The following is a 21,080-nucleotide window of genomic DNA, read 5'->3' on the forward strand; positions in this document are numbered from 1 at the left end:
GCACGCCGCTGGCATAGGCATCCAGTTCCGTGCCCCGGGCTAACCGCAACAATTGTTGTTGGAGTTGCTGCAGTTCGGCATCGAGCTGACGTTTCTGAGTGGCCCGTTGCTCGATTTCAAACAACTCGGCTGGGTTTTCGCACTCGACTTCGTCGCACAAGCCTTGCAGCATCACATCCCAGCGGTTCGCTTCCTGACGCTGGTCCTCCAACTTCTGCTCGGCCAATTGGACCTGCTCGAGCAGGGTGGCCCGTTGTTGGGCCTGCTGTTGACAGCCTCGCAGCACGGCTTGCCAATGACTGGTCAAGCGAATTTCCAAATCAATCGTTTCCAGTGCGGGCGTTTCCAGTGCGGGCGTTTCCGAATCTGCCGCTGCGGAACTGGTGGCACTGGGCTGGGTGGCACTGGGCTGGGTGGTGTTCGCCAACGCATTGAGGCGAGTCAGATCGTCGTCCGCTCCCAGGTTGGTCAGTCCAGCGTTGCTCAAAGCGGCAGCCAGGCGACCGGTATCGATGCGAAAGCGTTGCAGCTCATCGCGAATCTCAGCCTGTTCATCCGCCAGCCGCCCCTGTTCGGCCTGTTTTTGGCTGAGCAGTTGATGGGTATCGAGCAGTTGTCGAAAGGCACGCGGTGAGAAATCATCACGTGCGGAAAAACGTTCCACCAAAGTTTGCCAAGCGGTTTGCCACTGTTGAAATTCTTGTTCCGCTTGTTGATGGTTGCGCTCGGCCCGCTGGCACTCGCGAGCCGCTTGTTGATGACTTCGCTCCAGTTCCTGCCGCTGTTCCCGCGACCGCAGGTCCTCCTGCTGCACTCGCTCGGCTCGCGCGTGCAGGGTCAGCAAGTCGCTGGTCGGGGTGGCCGCTGCCAGCCAAGCGGCGCAGGTTTGGGATTTCTCCAGTGCGTTGTTGAGCTGCTGGCACCACTGCTGGCGACGCTCTTCCAGTTGCTCGCAGCGGGCTTCGACCAGCTGCAATTCTTGCACGCAATCCACCAACGTTTGATGTTGCTGGTACCACTGTGCCATTGCCTCCGGCGCGCTCGCTTGGACTCCGAATTGGTTCCAGGTATCGAGCCAAATCTGTTGCTGCTGGGCGAAATTCGCCGCTGTTTGCCGAGCGGCCTGTTCCGCCTGCTCCGTCTTGATACCGACCGTCACCAATTCCTGTTCGATCCGTTGACGCCGGGCAACTTGCTCGGCCGCGTGCCGCATCGCGTCGACCATCCGATCCGCTTCTAGGATCGCGGTTCGCAAGTCGCTCTCGCGTCGTTGCTGTTGCAGGAGAATTTTTTCGCTGGTGGTTTCGTTAGGTGTTTCGCTGGTGGATCCTGACGGCGACGAATCGAGAAAACGTTCTAGCAATTGATCGCGGTTTTGCCGGAGCGTCAACAATTCCGCTTCGCTGGGCACGCCACCGGCCTGGGTGAAACCGGCCAATTCGGCACGCAACGTTTGCAGTTGTTGCCTTAGCGCTTGCCAAGCTTGTTGCGTTTGCGTTTCCTGTTCGGCGGCGGCTTGCCAAGCGGCGGCTAACTGTTGCAGCTCCGCCTCGGGGGGCAGCTGCAACATCGCCGCGGCAGCCGGTTCACCGGCGAAACCGGTCAGTCTTCGCGTGCAGGTTGCGGCGCGGGCGGCCAGCTTTTGGCGTTCTTCGGCGGCGGTTTGACAGGCCTCGATCAGCCGTTTTGGGGCTTCGATGACAGCCAAGGCGTCGGCCAACTCGGGCGGGGCAACATGGGGCGGCAACGCGGTGATTGCCTCCGCCGCTTCCGCCAACTCGGCTTGCTGCTGCTCCCAACTTCGCTGGCTGGCACGCAGTTGTTCCTCCACGCGAATGCCCTGCTCTTCCAGCTCGCGAATTGCGGTACGGTCGGTCGCCGTTAGCTGTTCGTTCCAAGCTGTTGCCGAGCTTGCGCCGGCGGCTCGCATCTCGTCACGGAGTTGCTCAACCTGCTTGGCCACTTCCTTAGCCTGCCGCGACAGATTCCTCAGCTTCTCAGCATCTTTTTGCCGAGCCGATACTTGTTTGGCCAGCGACTCGATGCGATTTTCAAACACCAACCAATCCGCCGGGTCGGCAATTTCCGCTAGTTTCAACTGGAGTTGCCGTAGGTGCGCGGCGCCGCGTTCGGCCGCGTTGTTGGCGACTTTGCCCTCAGTTTCGGCGTTGCGTCGCCGCTGGGCAAAATCATCGTCGAGCTCCGGTAGCCCTTGATAGTCGGCCAACTCGGTTTGCAAGCTTTGCCGTCGCCGGGCAAGCGGCAAAGCTTCTAATTTTTGTTCCGCCGTTTCCAGATTAAGTCGCGTGGTTTGCATCTGTTTGCGGAGTTCTTCAGCCGCCTGCCGGGCTGAGGCTAACTCACTCGTCTGCTGTTGCAGCTGGGCAGCCGACAACGTTTGCGTTGCTAGGTCAGCCCGCAATTGTTTCAACTCGCTGAACAGCTTATTCAGTTCTCGCGTGCGGCTTTTGATACCGAACAGCTCATTACGGCGAGTGTCTAATGAGTCACGCACTTGGCTCAAGCGACTGACGCCAACGCCGGCGGAAAAAAGAATCTCCCCCAGGTCGCCCTCCCCTTTGATAATGTCTTGACCACCTTGAATCAGACGTTCTCGGTCCAAACCGAATCCCCGCAGAAATGTCTCCTCGTCGATGCCGTCGAGAAATCCCTCCAGCCGCCCAGCTTCGATTTCGGCCGACTCGTCGGGGGTCAGCAGCGTGCGTGATTTCCCTTTGCGACGGACGCATTCGAGTGCGGGGAAAGTTTCGGAGCTTAACCGTCCGCCGATCCGCAGATCACCATAGTTATGCAGGTAACTGTCCGCGGTCTGGGTGGGGACGCCAAACAGCCAAGCCGTAATCGCTCGCAGGCTGGTCGATTTACCCGATTCGTTGGGACCGTAGACCAAGTGAAACGGATGCGCTCCGCCGCTAAAGTCCAAGCTGACATCCGTAAAGCCGCCGAAGGCGAGCAAATCGACACGATCTATATGCACGTTGTTTTCCGATAACGTTAACGTTGCGATTCCTGCGAACCATGCAATCGAGCGATGAGTCCTGCGCGAGCTTCTTCCAGTAGCTGATCAATGTCCGCGGCAAAAGTGTCGGGTGCCAGTTTGCGTTCCAACGCCTCAAACTCTCGCGCGATCCCCGTCGTTTGCCACAGTTCGCTCTGGGCTCCGCCGTCGACCAAGGCTGCAAACACTTCCATCACGCTGGCCAAGGGTCCATCAGACAGCGTGGGCTGACTTCGCGAGGGGAGTTGCGTTCGCACCCGCAGTGTTTCTAGCCAAACGCGATCGACGCCGACTTCCATGGCCCGCGCCCGCAGTACGCTTTCAAAATATTGCTGGCGGTTCAGCAACTCGCCATGCAAATCGCTCTCACCGTGAACTCGCACGCGGCTTACCAACAGTCGCTCGCCGCTGATCTCCAGTTGGCTCTCAAGCCATTGCGTATAGGCCTCTGCGATGGTTTCAAAATCGTCCGCATCGCTGGCGTCGATCGCGCAGACTTCCCAACGCACCACATCCAACGGCACCCACTCGCGGCTTCGCAAACCACTGCTGTCGTATTCCACCAGGCAACATCCTTTCGCGCCAGTCTCCCGCGGGTGACGTCCTTGAATGTTGCCGGAGAAGACGATCGGGGCCCCGCCCTCGAGCTGGAATTCGCCCGCTTGGTGAATATGCCCCAGTGCCCAATATTGGTAACCCATATCGGCCAGCTGTTGCGGCGAACAGGGCGCGTAAGGTTCGTGCCCCTCCGCCCCCGTTAGGCTGGTATGCAGCAAACCGATGTTGAACATATCAGTGTCGGGCAGCGGATAGCTGGCGGCCAAATTTTCCGTCTCCGCCCGCGTGCCAAAGGATCGCCCATGGATGGTCGCTCCCAACTGCTCCAGACGCACACTCTCCGCCCGCTCCGTCCCCAGCATGATGGCCGTTCCGTTGGGATTTTGGGGCAACGGTAACGACTTGGTGATCACGCTGGCCGCATCGTGGTTGCCACGAATCACGTACAGCGGAATGCCCTCGCGCAACAGCTTGCTGGCTTGGCCGACGAAAAATAAACCCGTTTGCTGGTCCCGCCAATCTCCGTCGTAAAGGTCACCGGCGATGACCACAAAATCGACTTGCCGCTCGATCGCCAGCGTCACCAGATTTTCCAGCGCCCGACGGGTGGCTCCGCGGATCTCATCAATCGGAGCACCATCGTATGACTCCAGACGCCGCAGCGGACTGTCTAAATGAATGTCCGCCGCATGGATAAATCGAGGCATGGATCAGTGGCTAGTGGCTAGTGGCTAGTGGCTAGAGGCTAGAGGCTAGTGGTGAGTGGTGAGTGGTGAGTAAAGCATTTTCGCATAAGTCCTTGTACCGAACGGCATCAGCCGCAACGCGCCAGCGTGCGGTTCCTTATGTTTGGGTGCTTAGTAAGTAACGAGTCGAGTTAGTGTGTGCGAGTGCGTTTGCGTCCCCGCGGGGCAAAGCGGTCGCGGGCTTCGGCCACGGCTGTGACGAAGCGATCGACTTCCGCGGGCGTATTATAAAAATAAAAGCTGGCCCGCGTGCTGGCGCTGATCTCTAAACTTTGATGCAGTGGCATTGCGCAGTGGTGACCAGCGCGGACTGCCACGCCGGCCACGTCGAGCGATTGGGCGATGTCGTGAGCGTGGACGTTGTCGAACACAAAGCTGACGATGCCGGCTTTCGCTTCGGGGGCCGGCCCCAGCAGGCGAATCCCGGGAATCGCTTCCAAGCCACGGTGAGCCCGCTCGGTCAATTGCCGTTCGTAGCTTTCAATTCGCTCCAAGCCGATCTGAGAAACATAGTCGACGGCGGCTGCCAGACCAATCGCTTCCACGATTGGTGGCGTGCCTGCCTCAAATTTTTCCGGTAGGCCAGCTGGTTCGAAGCCCTCTGTGGTCACCCTCTGGATCATGGAACCACCTCCCAGAAAAGGAGGCATCTCCAGCAACAATTGTTCGCGGCCGTAGAGGATTCCAATGCCGGTGGGGCCGCAAATTTTATGGCCGCTGAAGACGAGGAAGTCAGGTTGCCAAGCTTGCACGTTGAGTGTTTGATGGGGGGCCGCTTGTGCCGCGTCGACCAACGTTACCGCGCCCCGCTCCTTGGCTAGCCGCACTAAATCTTCGACCGGCATCACCGTTCCCAGCACGTTGCTGATCGCCGTCAGGCCAAACAGTTTGGGCCGGAGTCGATCCAGCAACTCGGCCACCACCGCCAAGTCGAGCCGTCCATCCGCGGTCAAAGGGGCAAAGTGAACGTGAGCTCCCACCCGCTCGGCCAACTGCTGCCAAGGAACAATGTTGGCGTGATGCTCCGCCATCGTCAGCAGGATGTTATCTCCGGAAGTGATGTTGGCATCACCCCAGCTCCTGGCGACGGTGTTAATGGCGGCGGTGGTCCCGGCCGTGAAGATGACCTGCTTGATCGTTTCCGCATTGATCAGGCTGGCGACTCGCTCCCGCGCCTGCTCATAACGCGACGTCGATAGCTCGCTGAAGGTGTGAATCCCGCGATGGACATTGGCGTAGTACTCGCGATAACACTGCGACATCGCATCGATCACGACGTCGGGTCGCTGGGTGCTGGCCGCGTTGTCCAAAAAGACGATCTCGGCGCCGCTGCTGACGTGCTCGGACAAAATCGGAAAGTCGGCGCGGTAGTCTTCAGCTCGCAACGCTAACGGCTGGGTGTCAGTGGCTGACATCAGGCTAAGTTTTCCTCAGGAAGGTAGTTGCTAGTTGCTAGTTGCTAGTTGCTAGTTGCTAGTTGCTAGTTGCTAGTTGCTAGTTGCTAGTTGCTAGTTGCTAGTTGCTAGTTGCTAGAGGCTAGAGGCTAGAGGCTAGAGGCTAGAGGCTAGAGGCTAGAGGCTAGAGGCTAGAGGCTAGAGGCTAGAGGCTAGAGGCTAGAGGCTAGAGGCTAGAGGCTAGAGGCTAGAGGCTAGTGGCTAGTGGCTAGTGGCTAGTGGCTAGTGGCTAGAGGCTAGTGGCTAGTGGCTAGTGGCTAGTGGCTAGTGGCTAGTGGCTAGTGGCTAGAGGCTAGTGGCTAGTGGCTAGTTTGCTGGCCGTTTACCGGCGAATGTAGCGCTCCCTGGGCGACTCTCCAGGAAAGTAGGCAGCATTTCTGGCGGTTGGGGGTCAAACTGGCTTGAAATAATTCCAGCATATCGGAGGCGGAAAACTGCTTTAGCTCCTCCAGCGTCATACCTTCGATTTTTTCCACCAGCATCGAAGCGGCCGCTTGGCTGACCGTGCAACCTTGTCCCACAAACCAAGCTTGCCGAATACGTTTGTGCTCATCGAGTTCGATTTCCACGCGGACGACATCACCACAGAGGGGGTTATTCCCTTCATGGGCGTGTGTGGCCGAACCACAATGCCCCCGATGGTAGGGGTCTTCGTAGTGCGGCAGGATGTGCTCTTCGTAAATATCGCGTTCGTCGGTCGCCATGATGCAGTGCGGGGAAAGCAGGGAAACGGTATTCGGAGTGCCGGCTCTGATTTTGGTCGCTCTGATTTAAGTCTATGCACGTTGTCAAAAATCGGACAGGGGCGGAACTCTCCTCTTGCGGAGAAGTTCCCCGGTTTGATAGTCCTGAGACTTGAGGAAATTTTTGGTGGGGGGGATTCCACCAACACGAGACTCGCGGGACATGTCATACGGATTGCACCTTTCGGCGGCTGGCGCCAATGCCCAAAATCATCGGCTGCAGGTCCTCAGCAACAACCTGGCAAACGTGCAAACCGCCGGCTACAAGCCTCAACAGGCGGTGATTCAAGCCCGTTTCGCCGAATTAATTGAACGCGGCGAAGCTTTACCCGGGACGGGCGGCGTGAACGACGTCGGCGGCGGTCTAACCATTCAGCCCGAAGTGACGCAGCATGGTGAAGGACCCCTGCGGTCCACCGGCAATGAAACCGATTTTGCCATCAATGACCCAACCACTTTTTTTGTCGTCCAGCGCGACGATCAATCGCTGCTGACGCGAGCCGGAAATTTTTTGTTCAACAGTTCGGGCCAACTGATCAATCAGCAGGGCGATCGGGTGCTCGACCAGCAAGGGCGGAATATTTCCATCGATCCCACCCTACCCCACAGCATTCTCAACGGCGGCCGGATTCAACAGGGTGAAGAAGTCTTCACCTTAATGTTGGCTCGCCCCGAAAACGTCGGTGACCTCAAGCACCTCGGCGGCAACCTCTTCCAGCCGGGCGAAGAACTGCCAGTCTTGCGCGGCAACGACAGGCCCGTGGTCAGCGGATTTCTGGAGCAATCTGGTGTCCAGCCAACGACAGCCATGATGGAACTGATCGAAGCGAGTCGAGCTTACGAAGCAAACGCGAGAATGATTCAGAACCAGGACACGGTGGTCGGTACCTTGATCTCCAGAGTCCTCCAGGGATAGCGATTTTTGGATAGCGATTTTTTTGCGGCTGCGGCCAATCCTGAAAAATATTTTATCTAGGGTAAATTTATGAGTGTGCAAACACTATACACCGCGGCCACCGGTATGGACGCGATGGAAACGAAATTGGATGTGATCGCTAACAATTTAGCGAACATCAACACAACCGCTTTCAAAAAAGACCGCGCCAATTTCGAGGACCTGCTATATCGTACCGAAGCTTATCCTGGAGTCTTAGACGCCAATGGGAATCCCTCTCCGGTGGGCACGCAAGTCGGGCTCGGGGTCCGCGTCAACAGCACGCAGACTGACCAACGTCAAGGCACTTTGCAGGCCACCGGGCGCGATCTCGATATCGCGATCGAAGGGAATGGCTATCTGCAAGTCAATGACGCGCGGACTGGTAACCTGTTTTACACTCGCGCGGGAAACCTTGATATCAACGCGCTGGGGCAATTGGTGATTGGCTCGGCCCAAACCGGTCGCCTGCTGGAACCCGCGATCACGATTCCACCCGACGCCGAACGCGTGGTGATCAGCCCGGATGGTCAAGTCATGGTGCGGCAGCCAGGAAATATTGAACTTGCCCCCCAAGGCCAGATTCAACTCGCTCAATTCGTCAACCCCGACGGTTTGCTCAAAGTCGGTGAGAACATGTTTATGCAGACCGACGCGTCGGGAGTGGCAACTCCCAACATCCCCGGTCAAAACGGACTCGGTGTGATTCGACAACAAAACCTGGAGGCCTCAAACGTCGAGCCGGTTCAGGAGCTAATCGATCTAATCACCACCCAACGCGCCTTCGAGCTAAACAGCCAAGCGGTGCAGGCTGGTGACCAGATGATGCAAACAATCTCCAACTTGCGACGTTTCTAATGACGTTGAGCGTCAAAGCTGTGAATCCAAAACGAAACTACCGGATGCTGCTGGCCAGCTGGCGGGAAATAATGACGCGCACAACGCGACTGCTCGCGGTGGTTGCCCTTACGTTGTCCGTTCCCGCAGTTGCCAGTGCGCAGCGACCCTCCGGCACTGCGCAGCGACCCTCCGGCACTGTGCAGCGGCCCTCCAGCACTGCTGCGGCTCGCGATCAGGCGGAGATCGTGTTCCAGTTGCACGAAGAAGTGGAGGTCTCATCGGCGATCATTCGCGTCTCAGATGTGTTACGCCCCGTCGGTCGCAAACCGGCTGATTGGGACGCATTGGCGGGGGCCGCGCTGGGGTTGTTGCCCCCCGACGGCCGTCGGCTGCGAATGGAACGCCAACGGATCAGTGAAACGCTGCAACGCTCTGGCTTGCTCAAGCAACCGGTTCGCTGGAGTGGACCGGCGCAAGTCGCTATCCGGTATGTCGCCCCGCCGCGGCCGCTCTCTCCCCGCATCTCCCCCACCCAGCACACACCACCTGCAAACCAAACGCTCACATCTAACCACGATGTGCGTCCCGCTTCCCATACCGGAATGCGGCCAGACAGTGTGGCAGCCGGCGTGGCAGACGGTGTCTCAGACGCTGCCCAGGGCTCGATCCTGGCGGCTCGACAGATCGACAACGTTTCGCCAGCCGGCCAGTCTGCGCCGACCATGCTCCCGGTTGAATTCAACCGTGTGCGGCGGCTCGTGTTGTCAGCCTTTCAGCAATCGCATGAGGATGTGCTAAAAGATTACGAAGTCGAGCTGGTTGCCGCAGACGCTGGAATTCATGACCTCGCCGGGCTCCGCTCCGTGGCCAGCCTGAGACTGGGGGCAACACCCGCTGAGGGGCAAATCCCCTTGATCGTTTCCGGCCATAAAGAATTAGCATCTGTGCAGGGGACGGTGCTGCTGGAGTTAACAAAATTGCCAACCGTGGTGGTTCCAGCTCAGGCGCTTAAACGTGGTGACATCCTCACCGCCCGGGACTTAATAACGACCACGATCCCCTCACATCAAGCCAATGATCGTCACGTCACCGAGCTCAAATCGTTAATCGGTAAACAACTGACCCGTTCCATTTCCCGCGATCGTCCCATTTTGCAAGAAGATGTCAGCGAGCCAATTGTGATCGACCGTGGCGACTTGGTGGAATTGCGAGTGCTCGGTGCGGGTATCAAAATCACCACCACGGCCAAAGCGCTTGGTCCAGCCACCGCTGGGGAAATGATTCAAGTGGAAACGATGTCGCCCAAGAGACAGCTTGTCGCTCGAGCCGTTAGCCATGGGGTGGTCGAAATTGTCACCCGCCCACCTCAAATTAGGAATTAGAATCTTATGAGCAGTCTCTCTATCTGCCAGCGGTGGAACGTGATGACACGTCGCCTCCCAAGCATGCTGAGTTGCCTCGTCGGCTCAATCGGGATTTGCGTTTGGTCCGCCAGCTGTTTCGGGCAAGACGGTTCGTTGCTTCGCGACGTGACCGCGCAAACTAACAACCGCTTAGCAAACCAGCAAATTTTTAACCCCAACGGCTCGCCCGCTCAATCACCGACAAACCCGCAAAGCTCGCCCAACACGAACATGCCCGGGGGCCTGCCAGCTGCGGTGCAAAACTATCCTCCCGGCGTAATGCTGCAAGATGCCAGTTGGTATTTTCAACCTCCCACACCGTCGCGTGTCTATCGCAAGAACGACATCGTTACCATTCGAGTTGATGAAATCTCTCGGATGACTGCCGAAGGCAACTCCGAGGCTCGGCGGAATACTTTATATGACGCCGTGATCAATGATTGGTTAAAGATCGAATCACTTGATACGATCAAGCCGGCTCGCCAAGCGGACGGTGACCCCAGAGTGCAATCAACAACGAACCAGCTGTACCGAGCCGATGCTTCGCTCGAGTCTCGCCAATCGATGACCTTCAACATCGCGGCGCGGATCGTCGATGTGCGGCCCAATGGGGATCTGGTCTTGGAAGCGAGAAAGACGATTGTGTTTAACGAAAATGTTTGGGAAACATCGCTCTCAGGAATTTGTCGCCCGATTGATATCGCTGCCGATAACGTGGTGTTGAGTCGCGATCTGTTGGATTTGCAAATTCAATCAAAAGAACGTGGGCGGCTTCGAGATGGTTACAAACGAGGCTGGTTCTCCAGATTTGTCGACATGGTATCACCATTCTAAAAAGTCGATTCGATGACTGTCTGCCGCTTCGCCGTTCAATGAGAGAACAATGACTCCACAATTAAATCAACGCCTGCTAAATCAACGCCTGCTGTCAGTAACCCTGCTCGGGATGTTGTTTGCCTCGATGGTTGTTTGTTCCCCCCTGCCCACGGCCGATGCGCAAGGGCTTCGCTTGCGACATATCTGCCGCTTGAAGGGACAGGAGTCCAATACTTTGCAGGGGCTCGGGCTGGTCGTCGGGTTACGAGGCACGGGCGATAGTGATTCGGCGAACACCTCCCGAGCGCTGGCCAGAATGATGCAGTTGATGGGAGGCCAGATCGGTGTCGACGCGCAAGGCAGGCTTGATCCCTCCGAGTTGGCGGACGCCAAGAACGTGGCCACTGTGATTGTCTCCGCGGAGGTGCCTCCCATGGGAGCCCAGCAAGGGGATAAGCTTGATCTGGTCGTCAACGCGATCAGTGCCAAGAGTTTGGAGGGAGGGTACCTCGTGCTCACTCCGCTGCTGGGGCCTCAAGCCAACAACCCCACTGTCTACGCGATGGCTTCTGGGCCGCTAAAGATCTCTGCGAACGGGCCAGCCACGACGGCCACGATCGAGCGAGGCGGTAAAATGGAAAGGACCGTGCAAGCACCCTTTGAAAAAGATGGCAAAATCACCTTGGTCATCGATCGTGACTTTGCCGATTTTGATACCAGCCAACGGGTGGTGGAAACGGTCCGGGCCGATCCGCAAATCATGATGGAAAATCGTCAGTCACCCGGTAATCCCGCCGCGCAAAAGCAATATGCCAGAGCGATTGATCAATTGCACGTGGAAGTTTTGATTCCCGACACTTATCGATCGGATCCGATCAGCTTTATTTCCAGCTTGCTCGATGCGCCCATCGCACTGGAATCAAAATCGAATCGGGTCGTGATTAACGAAAGCGCGGGGATCGTTCTGATCGGAGAGAATGTTGAAATTGCTCCCGTGTTGGTCGCCTCCAAGAATATCCGCATCGAAGCGGGGGGCGGGCCGCCCGGCTTGTTGCCTCTCGACCCCACAGCTCCCGCGCAAACGGGCAACCCCAAACTAAAAGCGCTAGCAGATAGTCTTAACGCACTCGGGATGAGTGCTGAGGATCTGATCGACATTATCAAAGAGCTGAAGGCAAAAGGCGATTTGTACGGTGAAGTTATTATTAACTAAGCACCCTCGCACAAGTCATGCAACAAAACGAGATCAGCCGGAACGCGTCAGCGTCCGGTTCCTCGGCACCGTAAGCTGGTGCTCGACGGCTGATAGAACCGCAATGCTGTGTCGAGGTGTTTGGTTTGATCTTGCCAGCAAGCCAGCAAATGAGTCTACGGAAGCTTCTTTATTCACCAGATTGAGTGCACGCTGATGGAAATTCGACCGCTACACGCTGATGTTTCGCAGGCGGCCCGAGCGCAGCCCGAACTGGCGGCTGACCCTACCAAGGAGGCCTTTCAAGATTTTGTCGGCAATACGCTGTTCGGGCAGATGCTCTCGGCGATGCGAGAGACGCAAAATAAACCCGCCTATTTCCATGGTGGTCAGGGCGAGGATATTTTCCGTCAGCAACTTGATCAAATCTTAATCGAAGAGATTTCAGACGCTTCGGCCCAGTCGATTTCGGATCCCATGTACGAATTGTTCAACGCGCAAAGGTATTAACATGGTGATGCAGTCAAATTGGTTAACGGCAGTTGATCGTTATCTCAACCAATTGGAAGAATCGCTCGATCAGATCGATCATTGCGGCATGCTGTTTCTGGAACACACCTCACAAGGAAATTTCGGCCGCATTGAGGAGGCGTCAAACTTGTTGTTGGCGGCGACCCAGGTGCTGGAGAAATTGCTTGACGCTCGAGGAGAGATTCTGCAGGCAGCCACGACTCCCGGTGAGCCGCGGCCACGCAGCCTTCGCAACGCGCTGCAGCAAGCCGGCGAAACACAACGGCTGGAACTCGCCGAAGCGATCGTCAGCCGCGTGGAAGCGGCTCGGCAGCAATCGATCACACTCTTTGTGACACAGTATCAATTGTTCGAGACCAGCGAGATGGTGTTGCGCAAGTTACTCAATCAGGCCCCCGATCCGGGAACCTATGGAACGCCGGTGAAGCGTCAGGGTGGTGGGCTGCTGGATGATGCCGCCTAGAGAGGGGGGGGCGTGAGGGGCCCGCTGCCCCCTTATTGCCGTGCTGGACGGGCTGACTCTAGCGATTTGTGATGTGGCCAGTTAGAATACGGAGGTCGTACCATAGCCGGTAAATTACTGGTTTATTGTCGGATTTTCCGCAAACCATCGTTTGCTGATTGCGATGCACTGCGATAACTCGGCTCGCCTCCGCTCTAATTTTCTGCTGGAAATTGTCACATCATGCGCTATCTCACGCTCACCTTGCTGCTGATCATTGGGAGTCTCAGCTCGGCGTGTCCACACGCCGTTGCTCAAATTGCTGGGCTCAAGTCGCGAATTCCATACGACGCCAACGTCGTCGTTGTGATTAATGCCGATAAACTGTTCGGATCGGCCGCTGCCGAGCAGGGGCGCTGGGAAGCGCGACGCAAAGCGGCTTTCGATGCCGGCTTGACCTTCCTCGCTCCCGATGTCAGTGGAGTGGTGTTGGCTGCCAAAATGGACCTGGAGTTCGGTAAGAATGTTTGGGAATTGGCGCAAGTGCGGTTGCACAACCCCGGGAACATCACCTCCGTAGCTGCGCGCTTCGGGGGTTCGGTCGACAAAATTGATGGTCGCACCGCGGTCCGCCTGCCCAACGATTCCATCGTCGTCGAAGTTACGAACCAAACTTACGCCTCCTACACTCCCGCCAACCGGCAAGACGTTGCTCGTTGGTTGCGAAGCACTGATATGCGAGCCGTCGACGACACGCTGACTCCCTATCTGCTGGAGGCTTTCGCCTACACAGAAAAAGTGGGCACGCCGATTATCATGGCAATCGATTTGGCGGGCAGCCTCTCAGAAACACAAATCAAACAACGTATCGATCGTGGCCCGCTCGCTTCTTTGCCGGCCGAACAACGCGCCGCGATTGTTGCCGCGCTCACCACGATTCGTGGAGCAACGCTCGGCATCACCGTCGGCGATAAAGTCGTGGGTGCCATCCGCGTCGACTTCTCGAGCGACATTTCCGAAGTGCTCAAGCCCGTCGGTCGCGACATGCTGATTCGTGCCCTGGAGAGCCAAGGCGCAATGATTGGCGACATCGATGATTGGGAAGTTAGTTTTTCCAAGCAGACCATGTTGCTGCAAGGCCCGCTCAGCGAAAACGGTTTGCGCCGCGTGATGAGCGTGCTGCAGTTGCCACCATCGGTCGGTCAAGCCATGGATTTGGCTACGGAGACCGGTGGTACCAGCCCCGAGTCGCTGCAGAGGATTGCTTCGCAGCAATATTATAAGTCGGTGACTTCCTTGCTCGACGATCTCAAAAAAGAGAAACGGGGTGCGAACACCGTCACCGCCGGCGGTGTCGCGATGTGGTACGACAAATACGCCCGTAAGATCGACAACTTGCCTTTATTGAATGTCGATGAAGGCTTGCTCGCCTACGGTCGTGATGTTGCTGAGTTGCTCCGCGGTGGCGAGAATGCTCTGCGGGCCGTTGGCATGCGCTCGGCCACTCGCCAGGGTCTCAACGATGGTGGCACCGGTCAGGATACGACCTACGCTTACTCCGAGGGCTACAACGGTTACGGCGGCTATCGCACCGGTTACGCATCGGGCTATGTGAATCCCTACTACGCAAATCGTGAGAAGGGTCGCACTGATGCCCTCATCGGCCAACAAGAACGGACCCGTGGCGCCGCCAGTGCCCAACAAATGTGGCAGACCATTGAGACGGCGACCGCTGATATCCGCCGCGATATGACTGCTAAATATCAAGTTGAATTCTAAGCAGCTCCGCACAAGTCATTAAATAATACGGAATCAGTCGGAACGCGCCCGTGTCCGGTTCCAACGAACCGGACGCTATCGCTGCACGGCTGATACAACCAAGGACTTATGTCGAGGCGCTTTGGCGTGCGGGTATTGCCCGCACGCGGTTTCCGCTTTCGGTACTGCCCAAGCGAGATATCATGCAACGATTCCTGTGCTGGCTGACCGCTCTGTTTCTTTTAACGCATGGGTCATCACCGGCCCAGCAAGCACGCGGCACAACCGATTACTCGTCTGTGACCCGGGAGCTTGAGGCGGCGATTCTTTACGAGCTGGAAAGTAAGCAGTTGCCAGCGCTTTCGTTCGCACTTGTTGCCGATGGCCAAACGCTCTGGTCAGCCGGGTTCGGATTTGTCGATAGCGAACAGAAGGTTCCCGCCTCGGCCGATAGCGTCTATCGTGTTGGCTCAATCTCAAAACTCTTCACTGACATTGCCGTGATGCGATTGGTCGAGCGAGGGATGCTCGATTTGGATGCCCCGGTTACAGATTACTTGCCCGCGTTTCAGCCTGAAAATCCGTACCAGACCCCCATCACCTTGCGGCAGCTGATGTCGCACCGCTCGGGGTTGGTGCGGGAATCGCCCGTGGGCAACTACTTTGATCCCAGCGAACCCTCCTTGGCGGAAACGGTCGATAGTCTCAACCAGACGAGTTTGGTTTATCCTCCCGAGACAAAAACTAAGTACTCAAACGCCGCGCTGGCGGTCGTGGGGGCGGTTTTAGAATCGCAGATTGACAGCAGTCATCCAGCCTGGGTCCAGCAGCAAATCCTTCAACCCCTGGGCATGGCACATAGTGGCTTCGAACTCTCTGAGGTACTTGCCGATCACGCCAGCGTCGGCTGGATGCATACGTACGACGGTCGTCGCTTTCCAGCACCCAGTTTTCTGTTAGGTACTGGTCCCGCTGGAAACATGTTTTCCAGCGTCACTGATTTGGCAAAGTTCAGCGAGGTTTTGTTGGCCAATGACGAGGAGTTGGCGGGCGAGGAGTTGGCGGAGCGGCTTCTTTCGCCTGGCTCCCTGAATGCCATGACCTCCGTCGGCGATTCTGTCGGTGAACAAGGGTTTGGACTGGGGTTTTACGTCGATCAATTTGCCGGCCAAAAGCGCATTGGACATGGGGGAGCGGTTTACGGTTTTTCAACCCAGCTAACCCTCCTGCCCGAGAAAAAATTGGGAGTAGTGGCGGTTTCCAATTTGGACGGCAGCAACGGAGTCGTGAAGCGGCTCGTCGATCATGCCTTGCTGTCGATGTTGGCGGTGCAGGCTGGCGAGCCATTGCCGAGTTATGAAAGAACCACCAACATACCGCCCAGCCGTGCCGCGGAATTGGTCGGGCGGTATCAACGTGTCGACGGTGAGGAGGTCGTTACGGTCAACGAGCTAGCCGGCCGCGTTTACATGCAATATGGTTCCTTCCGTCGTGAGCTAAAGGCATTCAGTAAGACGGGGGAGGTTGTTGTTGATGACCTGCACGGTTTTGGGATCCCAGTCCAACTTGCTGGGAATGATCAAATAATAATCGCCGGCAAACGTTATGAAACGCTTCCCGACGAGCCGCCCGCTGACGCTCCAGAGCGTTGGAACGGCCTGATTGGCGAGTACGGTTGGGATCATAACACGCTCTATATTTTAGAAGAGAGCGGCCGCTTGTACGCCTTGATCGAGTGGTTTTACTATTATCCATTAAGCGAGGTTTCTGAGAACGTTTTCGCTTTTCCAGACCGCGGGTTGTACCACGGAGAGCAGTTGGTTTTCACGCGCGACGCTTTTGGCAGGGCAGTCTCCGTGGTCGCGGCTGAGGTGAACTTCGAACGCCGTTCGGTGGGGACACCCGCTGGCGAGACGTTCAAGATTAAGCCTGTTCTGCCAATGGAAACGTTGCAAGCATCGGCCTTGGCAGCCAAGCCACCCAGCGAGGTTGGTCAGTATCGGGCGTCCGAGTTGGTTGACCTCTCAGCAGTCGACGCTAGCATTCAGCTCGATATTCGTTACGCCACCACCAATAATTTTATGGGGGCTGTATTTTATCAGGAACCGCGTGCATTCATGCAGCGTCCCGCTGCGGAGGCTGTCCAGCGAGCCAATCAGCAATTGCGAAGCCGCGGGCTGGGGTTATTGATCCATGATGCTTATCGACCATGGTACGTGACGAAGATGTTTTGGGATGCGACCCCAGCGTCCATGAAAGACTTTGTGGCCAACCCGGCCAATGGTTCGCGTCACAACCGGGGCTGCGCCGTCGATCTGACGCTGTCTGATTTGCAGACCGGAGACCCGATTGAAATGGTGGCTGGCTATGATGAATTCTCACAGCGCTCATTTCCACTTTATCCGGGCGGGACGACGCGGCAACGCTGGTATCGCGATATGTTGCGACGCACGATGGAAGCCAACCAGTTTACCGTTTATGAATACGAATGGTGGCACTTTGATTTTGCCGATTGGAAACAGTATCGCATCGGCAACAAAACTTTCGCAGAAATCCAATAGCTTGCCCCTATCCTGGGCTGTCAAAAGTTTGGGGTTGCCGCTAATTGGGCTTTGCGCATGTTTTGCCCATGACATTACCCAGTGAAGTGAGTTCTCAACGCCCCAGTAGCTTCGGAATTGCGAGGACGATCTAGGGATCCTCGATGTCCTCGAAGCATTGGACCAGCGACCCGATTCGCTTGTTCCGTCTAAAACTTTCGGCCATTCGGTATGTCCTAGCGGAATTGATGGCCAGCCGGATCCCATTGTTCGTCGTCCGGTTCGTGGGCGTGTTCCTGTTGCGGTTCGCCGACCGGCAGTTCGACCCGGTGTTGTTCGAACTACCGCCACGCAAGCCCCGGTTCGAGCCCCTGAGTGCAACGACTGAATCCTTTCGAATCGACCCCGTCGAATAACCCCCGGCGGAAGCATGGAGTGCGATGGCTATCGCATTGTCCCCGGGGGAAGCAGCGCCGCCACGATCCGAGCTTGTCTCGGTCGGGCGATGATCATCACCAGCAGCGAGCCGCGATGACTAAAGGAGCCTGTCGCTGCATGCACTAGTTGCGGGAATTATGACTTACCTGCTGCGAGACAGCGAGGTTCAAAGTTAAGGCGTTCCGGATCAACGGATTTCATCGGATTCGGCGAGAACTTCTTCAAGCAATTCGCTCAGCTGAAAGTCGGCGGATTTACTGCGGATTTCCGCTTGTTGCTGTGCGTCGGAGCCGCGGTAGATACCCCGCAAGTCCCAACGGCTACGATGGCTTCCTTTGTCGATCCAAATGAGTTTCGAGATGGCAGCGTCAGCCCGGGAAACCACGGGCAGAAACACTCCTTCAAATAGCTCCAACGTTTGGGAACGCTGTAGCTCTCCAGGTACCAATTCCCTGGGATAGATATCCAGCTTCAAGCTCTCACTCTTGTCCAGAAGCTGAAATAAATCTCCGATTTGCACCGCTTGTCGAACAACACGCTCGGTAAAAAGAAAGTCGGACGTTGCCAAATGGTTCACCAATTCATCAACTCGGCGCTGTGCGACTTCCGGTGCTACGACAATGTCGATGTCCTGCGTCAATCGTGGTTCGCCGTATGCGGAACTGATTGAACCGCCAGTTAAGTGAAAAGGTAGATCGATCGAATTCGCGATCGAGACAAACTTTCCAATCGTTCTCTCAAATGCTTCAACGGGAAACATTGGAAAGCTGTTCCTCAATGAGCTTGACGATTTCCGGATCACGCTCGTAGAGCTTTAGTGCGACATGCCACTTAACTTCCTCGTCCGAAAGGTGTGGGGAAGCGGCACGAATTCGTCTAGCCATCTGTTGCCGAGTCCAGGCGAGCATCGCAGTGGTACGAGAAATTTTCTCGGCGGGCGACATGGCTTTCCAACGTCGATCGTATTCTAGCTCGATTTCTGTCGCGGTCATCAAACGTTACTCCTTGGATCTCAAACTTGCGATTCTACACAACTACCAGGGAGTCGAAAAAGGGTCTTTGAGCAAAAGGTGGGCGATTAGAAGGTTACGGAGGGCGTTTCTGAACAGTCCGTGAATGGGGCGAGCCAAGTAGCTGCCACTTGTTGCTCCGATCCGGGACAAGCCCGGCGGAAGCATGGCGTGAGACGGCTATCGCATTGTCCCCGGGGGAAGCCCGCGCCGCCACGATGCGAGCTTGTCTCGGTCGGGCGATGATCCTCACCAGAACACTCGCCCCGGGGTTTGGCCTCACACCTCACTTTAAGCGGCTCGCCGCTGGCTATGCTGTACTCGCTGAGCATAATAGCCGACTGCTTCTAGCGGGGCTCCAGCTTCGTAACTCAGGTGAATGACGATTTCGTCATTGGCCGCGCATGTTAGCGGAGTTTCCAACGGCAGAATCAAGCATTGGTTGGGCCAATTGATCGCCCGTTGAGCCGACATGTCGATGGCGAGAATGTTCTGCGTAACGAGACGAATGGCGTTCAGGCAAGCATCGGTGGTGGCTGTAAATCGCAGCGATGCTGACATATTAAAGGGAATCGTCTGGTTATACTGAAGTGTCTGATAAGGCACCAGCGGGCTAATTTCCTTAGTCCTTGGCTGTTCCAACTTGGCAGCTTGGAACAACGGCACCGGGGCAACGTAGCCGGCATAATCAAAGGATTGTTCCACCGGCTGACACATTAGGATCGACGCTTCCGGGATGAACACCGGCAGCTTGTTGCCAAAGCGCTGGATGTAGTTCTGTTTGAACGCGCTGATTACTTGAGCTTGTTTTTCTCTCAGCAATCCCACGTGCAACATTTCGCAAATCACCACGTCAACCGGATGTTCCGGTAACCAGTGGGAAGCATCACCAGCAGAGACCGTGACCGCGTGTTCGAGTCCGTTGTTGGTGATCAACCGCCGCGAGCAATCGACAAGCTCGGGAATGCGCTCAACCGCTTCCACCGTCGCGCCGCAGCGGGCCGCGAATGAAGAGAGCACTCCGGTACCGCTGCCCAACTCGGCAACTCGCATTTCAGGAGCGACCAGCATCTCAATGGCTGACTTAAACCCCTCCATGCGGTCGGCGTCTTGGAGCATATTGTAGTGATAGGCTAGCGGGATATACTGCCCGAGTGTTTGCTCTTCGCGGTTGGCTTTCACCTGCCGATGATGGGCTTGGTTGAATGGTAAAATCATCGATCGGCGGGAAACTGATGGCGACACGTGGCAACCTCAGGGGGAAAGCGTGCAGGACTATCCCCGGCGGCGCGCTGCCAGCGTGGGGTTTGTGGTCTTCGTTAACTCCAAATCAGCCAGCAGAACAACCCCAATTCCAAATCGGTTTCGCTTTCGCTTGGAAAATGTGTAGTTCATGACCAGCCATCCAGCCAGCCTCGACGAGACACCTTTCCGTGAATCTTTTGTCGTCCATGACGAACGCGTCGCCTACCTCGATGGGAACTCGCTCGGTCGATTACCGAAACAGACTGCCCTGCGGATCGCAGAAGTCGTCAACCAACAATGGGGCACTCAACTGATCGCCGGTTGGAATGCCGATTGGCTCAGCTTGGCGACTCGCATCGGCGATAAAATCGGTCAACTGATTGGTGCCGAAGCGGGTGCCACGGTGGTTTGCGATTCGACTTCCATTAACCTTTATAAACTCGCCTATAGCTTGCTTCGCTCGTCACAAGGTCGCGTGAAAATCATCACCGATCAAGCGAATTTTCCATCGGACATCTACATTTTGGCGGGTTTGGCTGAGCATCTATCAGCCGACGGGTTCCAACTGCAAGTGCTCGATTTTGCGGGTTGCAATGCGGCGCAAATCAAACAACAACTGGAGAGTGCGATTGACGATCAAACGGCGCTCGTCTCCTTATCGCACGTGCATTATCAGAGTGGGTATGCGTTTGATATGACATCGATCACCGAGCTCGCGCATCAAAGGGGCGCGCGGGTGCTGTGGGATCTCAGTCATTCGGTCGGTGCCATGCCAATTCAGCTCGCTGCGGCGAACGTGGACGCGGCCGTTGGTTGTACCTACAAGTACTTAAATGGTGGACCCGGAGCGCCCGCTTTTTTGTATGTGGCCCCCGAAGTGTGCGAGTCGCTAGAGAATCCGCTGCGAGGTTGGTTCGGTGCGGCAAGTCCGTTTGATTTCTTACCGCAGTTTCAGCCGCACCCCGGCACTCAACGCTTTACCGTGGGGACTCCGCCAGTGCTCTCCCTGGCTGCAATCGAGCCCGGTGTCGACTTGACGCTCGCAGCGGGGATCGATTACTTGCGGGCCCGTTCTTTGCTGTTGAGCGATTATTTGTTGGCAGCGGCCAAGCATCGACTCGTTCCACTGGGATATAAGATTCAGACTCCTTGGTCGGGCGAACACCGTGGTTCACACGTCTCCATCGGGCACGCCCAAGGGTGGCAAATTACCCAAGCCATCATCAATCGTCACGCTGTCATTCCCGACTTTCGCGGCCCCGATACGATTCGCTTGGGGATCACGCCGCTTTACACCACGCGTTATGAAATCGACCGAGCGGTTGAGGCACTGGAGGTGGTGGTCGCCCAGCAGCAGTATCAAGACTTTCCGGCCACGCGTACGGGTGTGACTTAAGTCGAACGGAATCAG

General features: G+C 56.6%; 17 protein-coding genes and 1 pseudogene. 11 read left to right on the forward strand and 7 right to left on the reverse strand.

Annotated elements, in window-relative coordinates; translation table 11 throughout:
• Positions 1-2,392: 2,392 nt before the first annotated feature.
• The 4 genes and pseudogenes from SH139x_RS08640 to SH139x_RS08655 form a co-directional block, all read right to left on the reverse strand.
• Positions 2,393-2,998: pseudogene (locus SH139x_RS08640) on the reverse strand (ATP-binding protein); the annotation flags it as partial.
• A 17-nt stretch (positions 2,999-3,015) separates the two neighbouring features.
• On the reverse strand, positions 3,016-4,284 hold the full coding sequence (locus tag SH139x_RS08645; protein WP_488354871.1) for a metallophosphoesterase family protein: 1,269 nt from the start codon (positions 4,282-4,284) through the stop codon (positions 3,016-3,018).
• Between the two features lie 170 nt (positions 4,285-4,454).
• Complete coding sequence (locus SH139x_RS08650) at positions 4,455-5,738, reverse strand: aminotransferase class V-fold PLP-dependent enzyme (protein ID WP_488354872.1); 1,284 nt, start codon at positions 5,736-5,738, stop codon at positions 4,455-4,457.
• A gap of 338 nt (positions 5,739-6,076) precedes the next feature.
• Positions 6,077-6,481, reverse strand: a complete 405-nt coding sequence (locus SH139x_RS08655) for an iron-sulfur cluster assembly scaffold protein (protein WP_488354873.1) — start codon at positions 6,479-6,481, stop codon at positions 6,077-6,079.
• A 202-nt stretch (positions 6,482-6,683) separates the two neighbouring features.
• On the opposite strand from SH139x_RS08655, the gene SH139x_RS08660 reads away from it, so the two are divergent.
• The 10 genes from SH139x_RS08660 to SH139x_RS08705 all read left to right on the forward strand — a co-directional run bounded on the left by SH139x_RS08660 (position 6,684) and on the right by SH139x_RS08705 (position 17,392).
• Positions 6,684-7,436: a flagellar hook-basal body protein gene (locus SH139x_RS08660; RefSeq protein WP_488354874.1), complete on the forward strand. Its 753-nt coding sequence runs from the start codon at positions 6,684-6,686 to the stop codon at positions 7,434-7,436.
• 69 nt (positions 7,437-7,505) lie between these two features.
• A complete protein-coding gene (gene flgG / locus SH139x_RS08665) occupies positions 7,506-8,312 on the forward strand; it encodes a flagellar basal-body rod protein FlgG (RefSeq protein WP_488354875.1) in 807 nt (268 codons plus the stop codon).
• 71 nt (positions 8,313-8,383) lie between these two features.
• The gene (gene flgA / locus SH139x_RS08670) at positions 8,384-9,676 is read left to right on the forward strand and encodes a flagellar basal body P-ring formation chaperone FlgA (protein ID WP_488354876.1); all 1,293 of its coding nucleotides are present in this window, start codon (positions 8,384-8,386) and stop codon (positions 9,674-9,676) included.
• A 42-nt stretch (positions 9,677-9,718) separates the two neighbouring features.
• Positions 9,719-10,531: a flagellar basal body L-ring protein FlgH gene (locus SH139x_RS08675; protein ID WP_488354877.1), complete on the forward strand. Its 813-nt coding sequence runs from the start codon at positions 9,719-9,721 to the stop codon at positions 10,529-10,531.
• 49 nt (positions 10,532-10,580) lie between these two features.
• Positions 10,581-11,726 carry a flagellar basal body P-ring protein FlgI gene (locus tag SH139x_RS08680; protein WP_488354878.1) on the forward strand — a complete coding sequence of 382 codons (1,146 nt, stop codon included), beginning with the start codon at positions 10,581-10,583 and terminating at the stop codon, positions 11,724-11,726.
• Between the two features lie 195 nt (positions 11,727-11,921).
• Positions 11,922-12,215 (forward strand): rod-binding protein, encoded by a 294-nt coding sequence (locus SH139x_RS08685; RefSeq protein WP_488354879.1) that lies wholly within the window; start codon positions 11,922-11,924, stop codon positions 12,213-12,215.
• A 1-nt stretch (position 12,216) separates the two neighbouring features.
• Positions 12,217-12,699, forward strand: coding sequence for a hypothetical protein (locus SH139x_RS08690; protein ID WP_488354880.1), 483 nt, complete (start codon positions 12,217-12,219; stop codon positions 12,697-12,699).
• Between the two features lie 222 nt (positions 12,700-12,921).
• Complete coding sequence (locus tag SH139x_RS08695; RefSeq protein WP_488354881.1) at positions 12,922-14,457, forward strand: hypothetical protein; 1,536 nt, start codon at positions 12,922-12,924, stop codon at positions 14,455-14,457.
• 50 nt (positions 14,458-14,507) lie between these two features.
• Entirely contained in the window at positions 14,508-16,997 is a 2,490-nt protein-coding gene (locus SH139x_RS08700) for a serine hydrolase (RefSeq protein ID WP_488354882.1), read from the forward strand.
• Between the two features lie 143 nt (positions 16,998-17,140).
• Positions 17,141-17,392 carry a hypothetical protein gene (locus SH139x_RS08705; protein WP_488354883.1) on the forward strand — a complete coding sequence of 84 codons (252 nt, stop codon included), beginning with the start codon at positions 17,141-17,143 and terminating at the stop codon, positions 17,390-17,392.
• 209 nt (positions 17,393-17,601) lie between these two features.
• Here the strand turns inward: SH139x_RS08705 and SH139x_RS08710 are convergent, their stop codons facing one another.
• The 3 genes from SH139x_RS08710 to SH139x_RS08720 all read right to left on the reverse strand — a co-directional run bounded on the left by SH139x_RS08710 (position 17,602) and on the right by SH139x_RS08720 (position 19,642).
• Entirely contained in the window at positions 17,602-18,174 is a 573-nt protein-coding gene (locus tag SH139x_RS08710; RefSeq protein ID WP_488354884.1) for a nucleotidyl transferase AbiEii/AbiGii toxin family protein, read from the reverse strand.
• Positions 18,161-18,406 (reverse strand): hypothetical protein, encoded by a 246-nt coding sequence (locus tag SH139x_RS08715; protein ID WP_488354885.1) that lies wholly within the window; start codon positions 18,404-18,406, stop codon positions 18,161-18,163. Before SH139x_RS08715 ends, SH139x_RS08710 begins: the two co-directional genes overlap by 14 nt.
• 309 nt (positions 18,407-18,715) lie before the next feature.
• Positions 18,716-19,642: a methyltransferase domain-containing protein gene (locus SH139x_RS08720; protein ID WP_488354886.1), complete on the reverse strand. Its 927-nt coding sequence runs from the start codon at positions 19,640-19,642 to the stop codon at positions 18,716-18,718.
• A gap of 175 nt (positions 19,643-19,817) precedes the next feature.
• Here SH139x_RS08720 and kynU point away from each other — a divergent pair, with 175 nt between their 5' ends.
• Positions 19,818-21,065: a kynureninase gene (kynU, locus tag SH139x_RS08725; protein WP_488354887.1), complete on the forward strand. Its 1,248-nt coding sequence runs from the start codon at positions 19,818-19,820 to the stop codon at positions 21,063-21,065.
• Positions 21,066-21,080: the final 15 nt, after the last annotated feature.

Source organism: Kothea flammea (genome assembly GCF_052161645.1).
GTDB lineage: Bacteria > Planctomycetota > Planctomycetia > Pirellulales > Pirellulaceae > Laterigemmans.

Excerpts from the sequence above, each read along its gene's own strand:
- flgA (WP_488354876.1), top strand. The coding sequence starts at position 8,384 with ATGACGCGCACAACGCGACTGCTCGCGGTGGTTGCCCTTACGTTGTCC.
- SH139x_RS08720 (WP_488354886.1), bottom strand. The coding sequence starts at position 19,642 with ATGATTTTACCATTCAACCAAGCCCATCATCGGCAGGTGAAAGCCAAC.
- kynU (WP_488354887.1), top strand. The coding sequence starts at position 19,818 with ATGACCAGCCATCCAGCCAGCCTCGACGAGACACCTTTCCGTGAATCT.
- SH139x_RS08705 (WP_488354883.1), top strand. The coding sequence starts at position 17,141 with ATGTCCTCGAAGCATTGGACCAGCGACCCGATTCGCTTGTTCCGTCTA.
- SH139x_RS08680 (WP_488354878.1), top strand. The coding sequence starts at position 10,581 with ATGACTCCACAATTAAATCAACGCCTGCTAAATCAACGCCTGCTGTCA.
- SH139x_RS08655 (WP_488354873.1), bottom strand. The coding sequence starts at position 6,481 with ATGGCGACCGACGAACGCGATATTTACGAAGAGCACATCCTGCCGCAC.
- SH139x_RS08685 (WP_488354879.1), top strand. The coding sequence starts at position 11,922 with ATGGAAATTCGACCGCTACACGCTGATGTTTCGCAGGCGGCCCGAGCG.
- SH139x_RS08675 (WP_488354877.1), top strand. The coding sequence starts at position 9,719 with ATGACACGTCGCCTCCCAAGCATGCTGAGTTGCCTCGTCGGCTCAATC.
- SH139x_RS08650 (WP_488354872.1), bottom strand. The coding sequence starts at position 5,738 with ATGTCAGCCACTGACACCCAGCCGTTAGCGTTGCGAGCTGAAGACTAC.
- SH139x_RS08695 (WP_488354881.1), top strand. The coding sequence starts at position 12,922 with ATGCGCTATCTCACGCTCACCTTGCTGCTGATCATTGGGAGTCTCAGC.
- SH139x_RS08645 (WP_488354871.1), bottom strand. The coding sequence starts at position 4,284 with ATGCCTCGATTTATCCATGCGGCGGACATTCATTTAGACAGTCCGCTG.
- SH139x_RS08660 (WP_488354874.1), top strand. The coding sequence starts at position 6,684 with ATGTCATACGGATTGCACCTTTCGGCGGCTGGCGCCAATGCCCAAAAT.
- SH139x_RS08690 (WP_488354880.1), top strand. The coding sequence starts at position 12,217 with ATGGTGATGCAGTCAAATTGGTTAACGGCAGTTGATCGTTATCTCAAC.
- flgG (WP_488354875.1), top strand. The coding sequence starts at position 7,506 with ATGAGTGTGCAAACACTATACACCGCGGCCACCGGTATGGACGCGATG.
- SH139x_RS08710 (WP_488354884.1), bottom strand. The coding sequence starts at position 18,174 with ATGTTTCCCGTTGAAGCATTTGAGAGAACGATTGGAAAGTTTGTCTCG.
- SH139x_RS08715 (WP_488354885.1), bottom strand. The coding sequence starts at position 18,406 with ATGACCGCGACAGAAATCGAGCTAGAATACGATCGACGTTGGAAAGCC.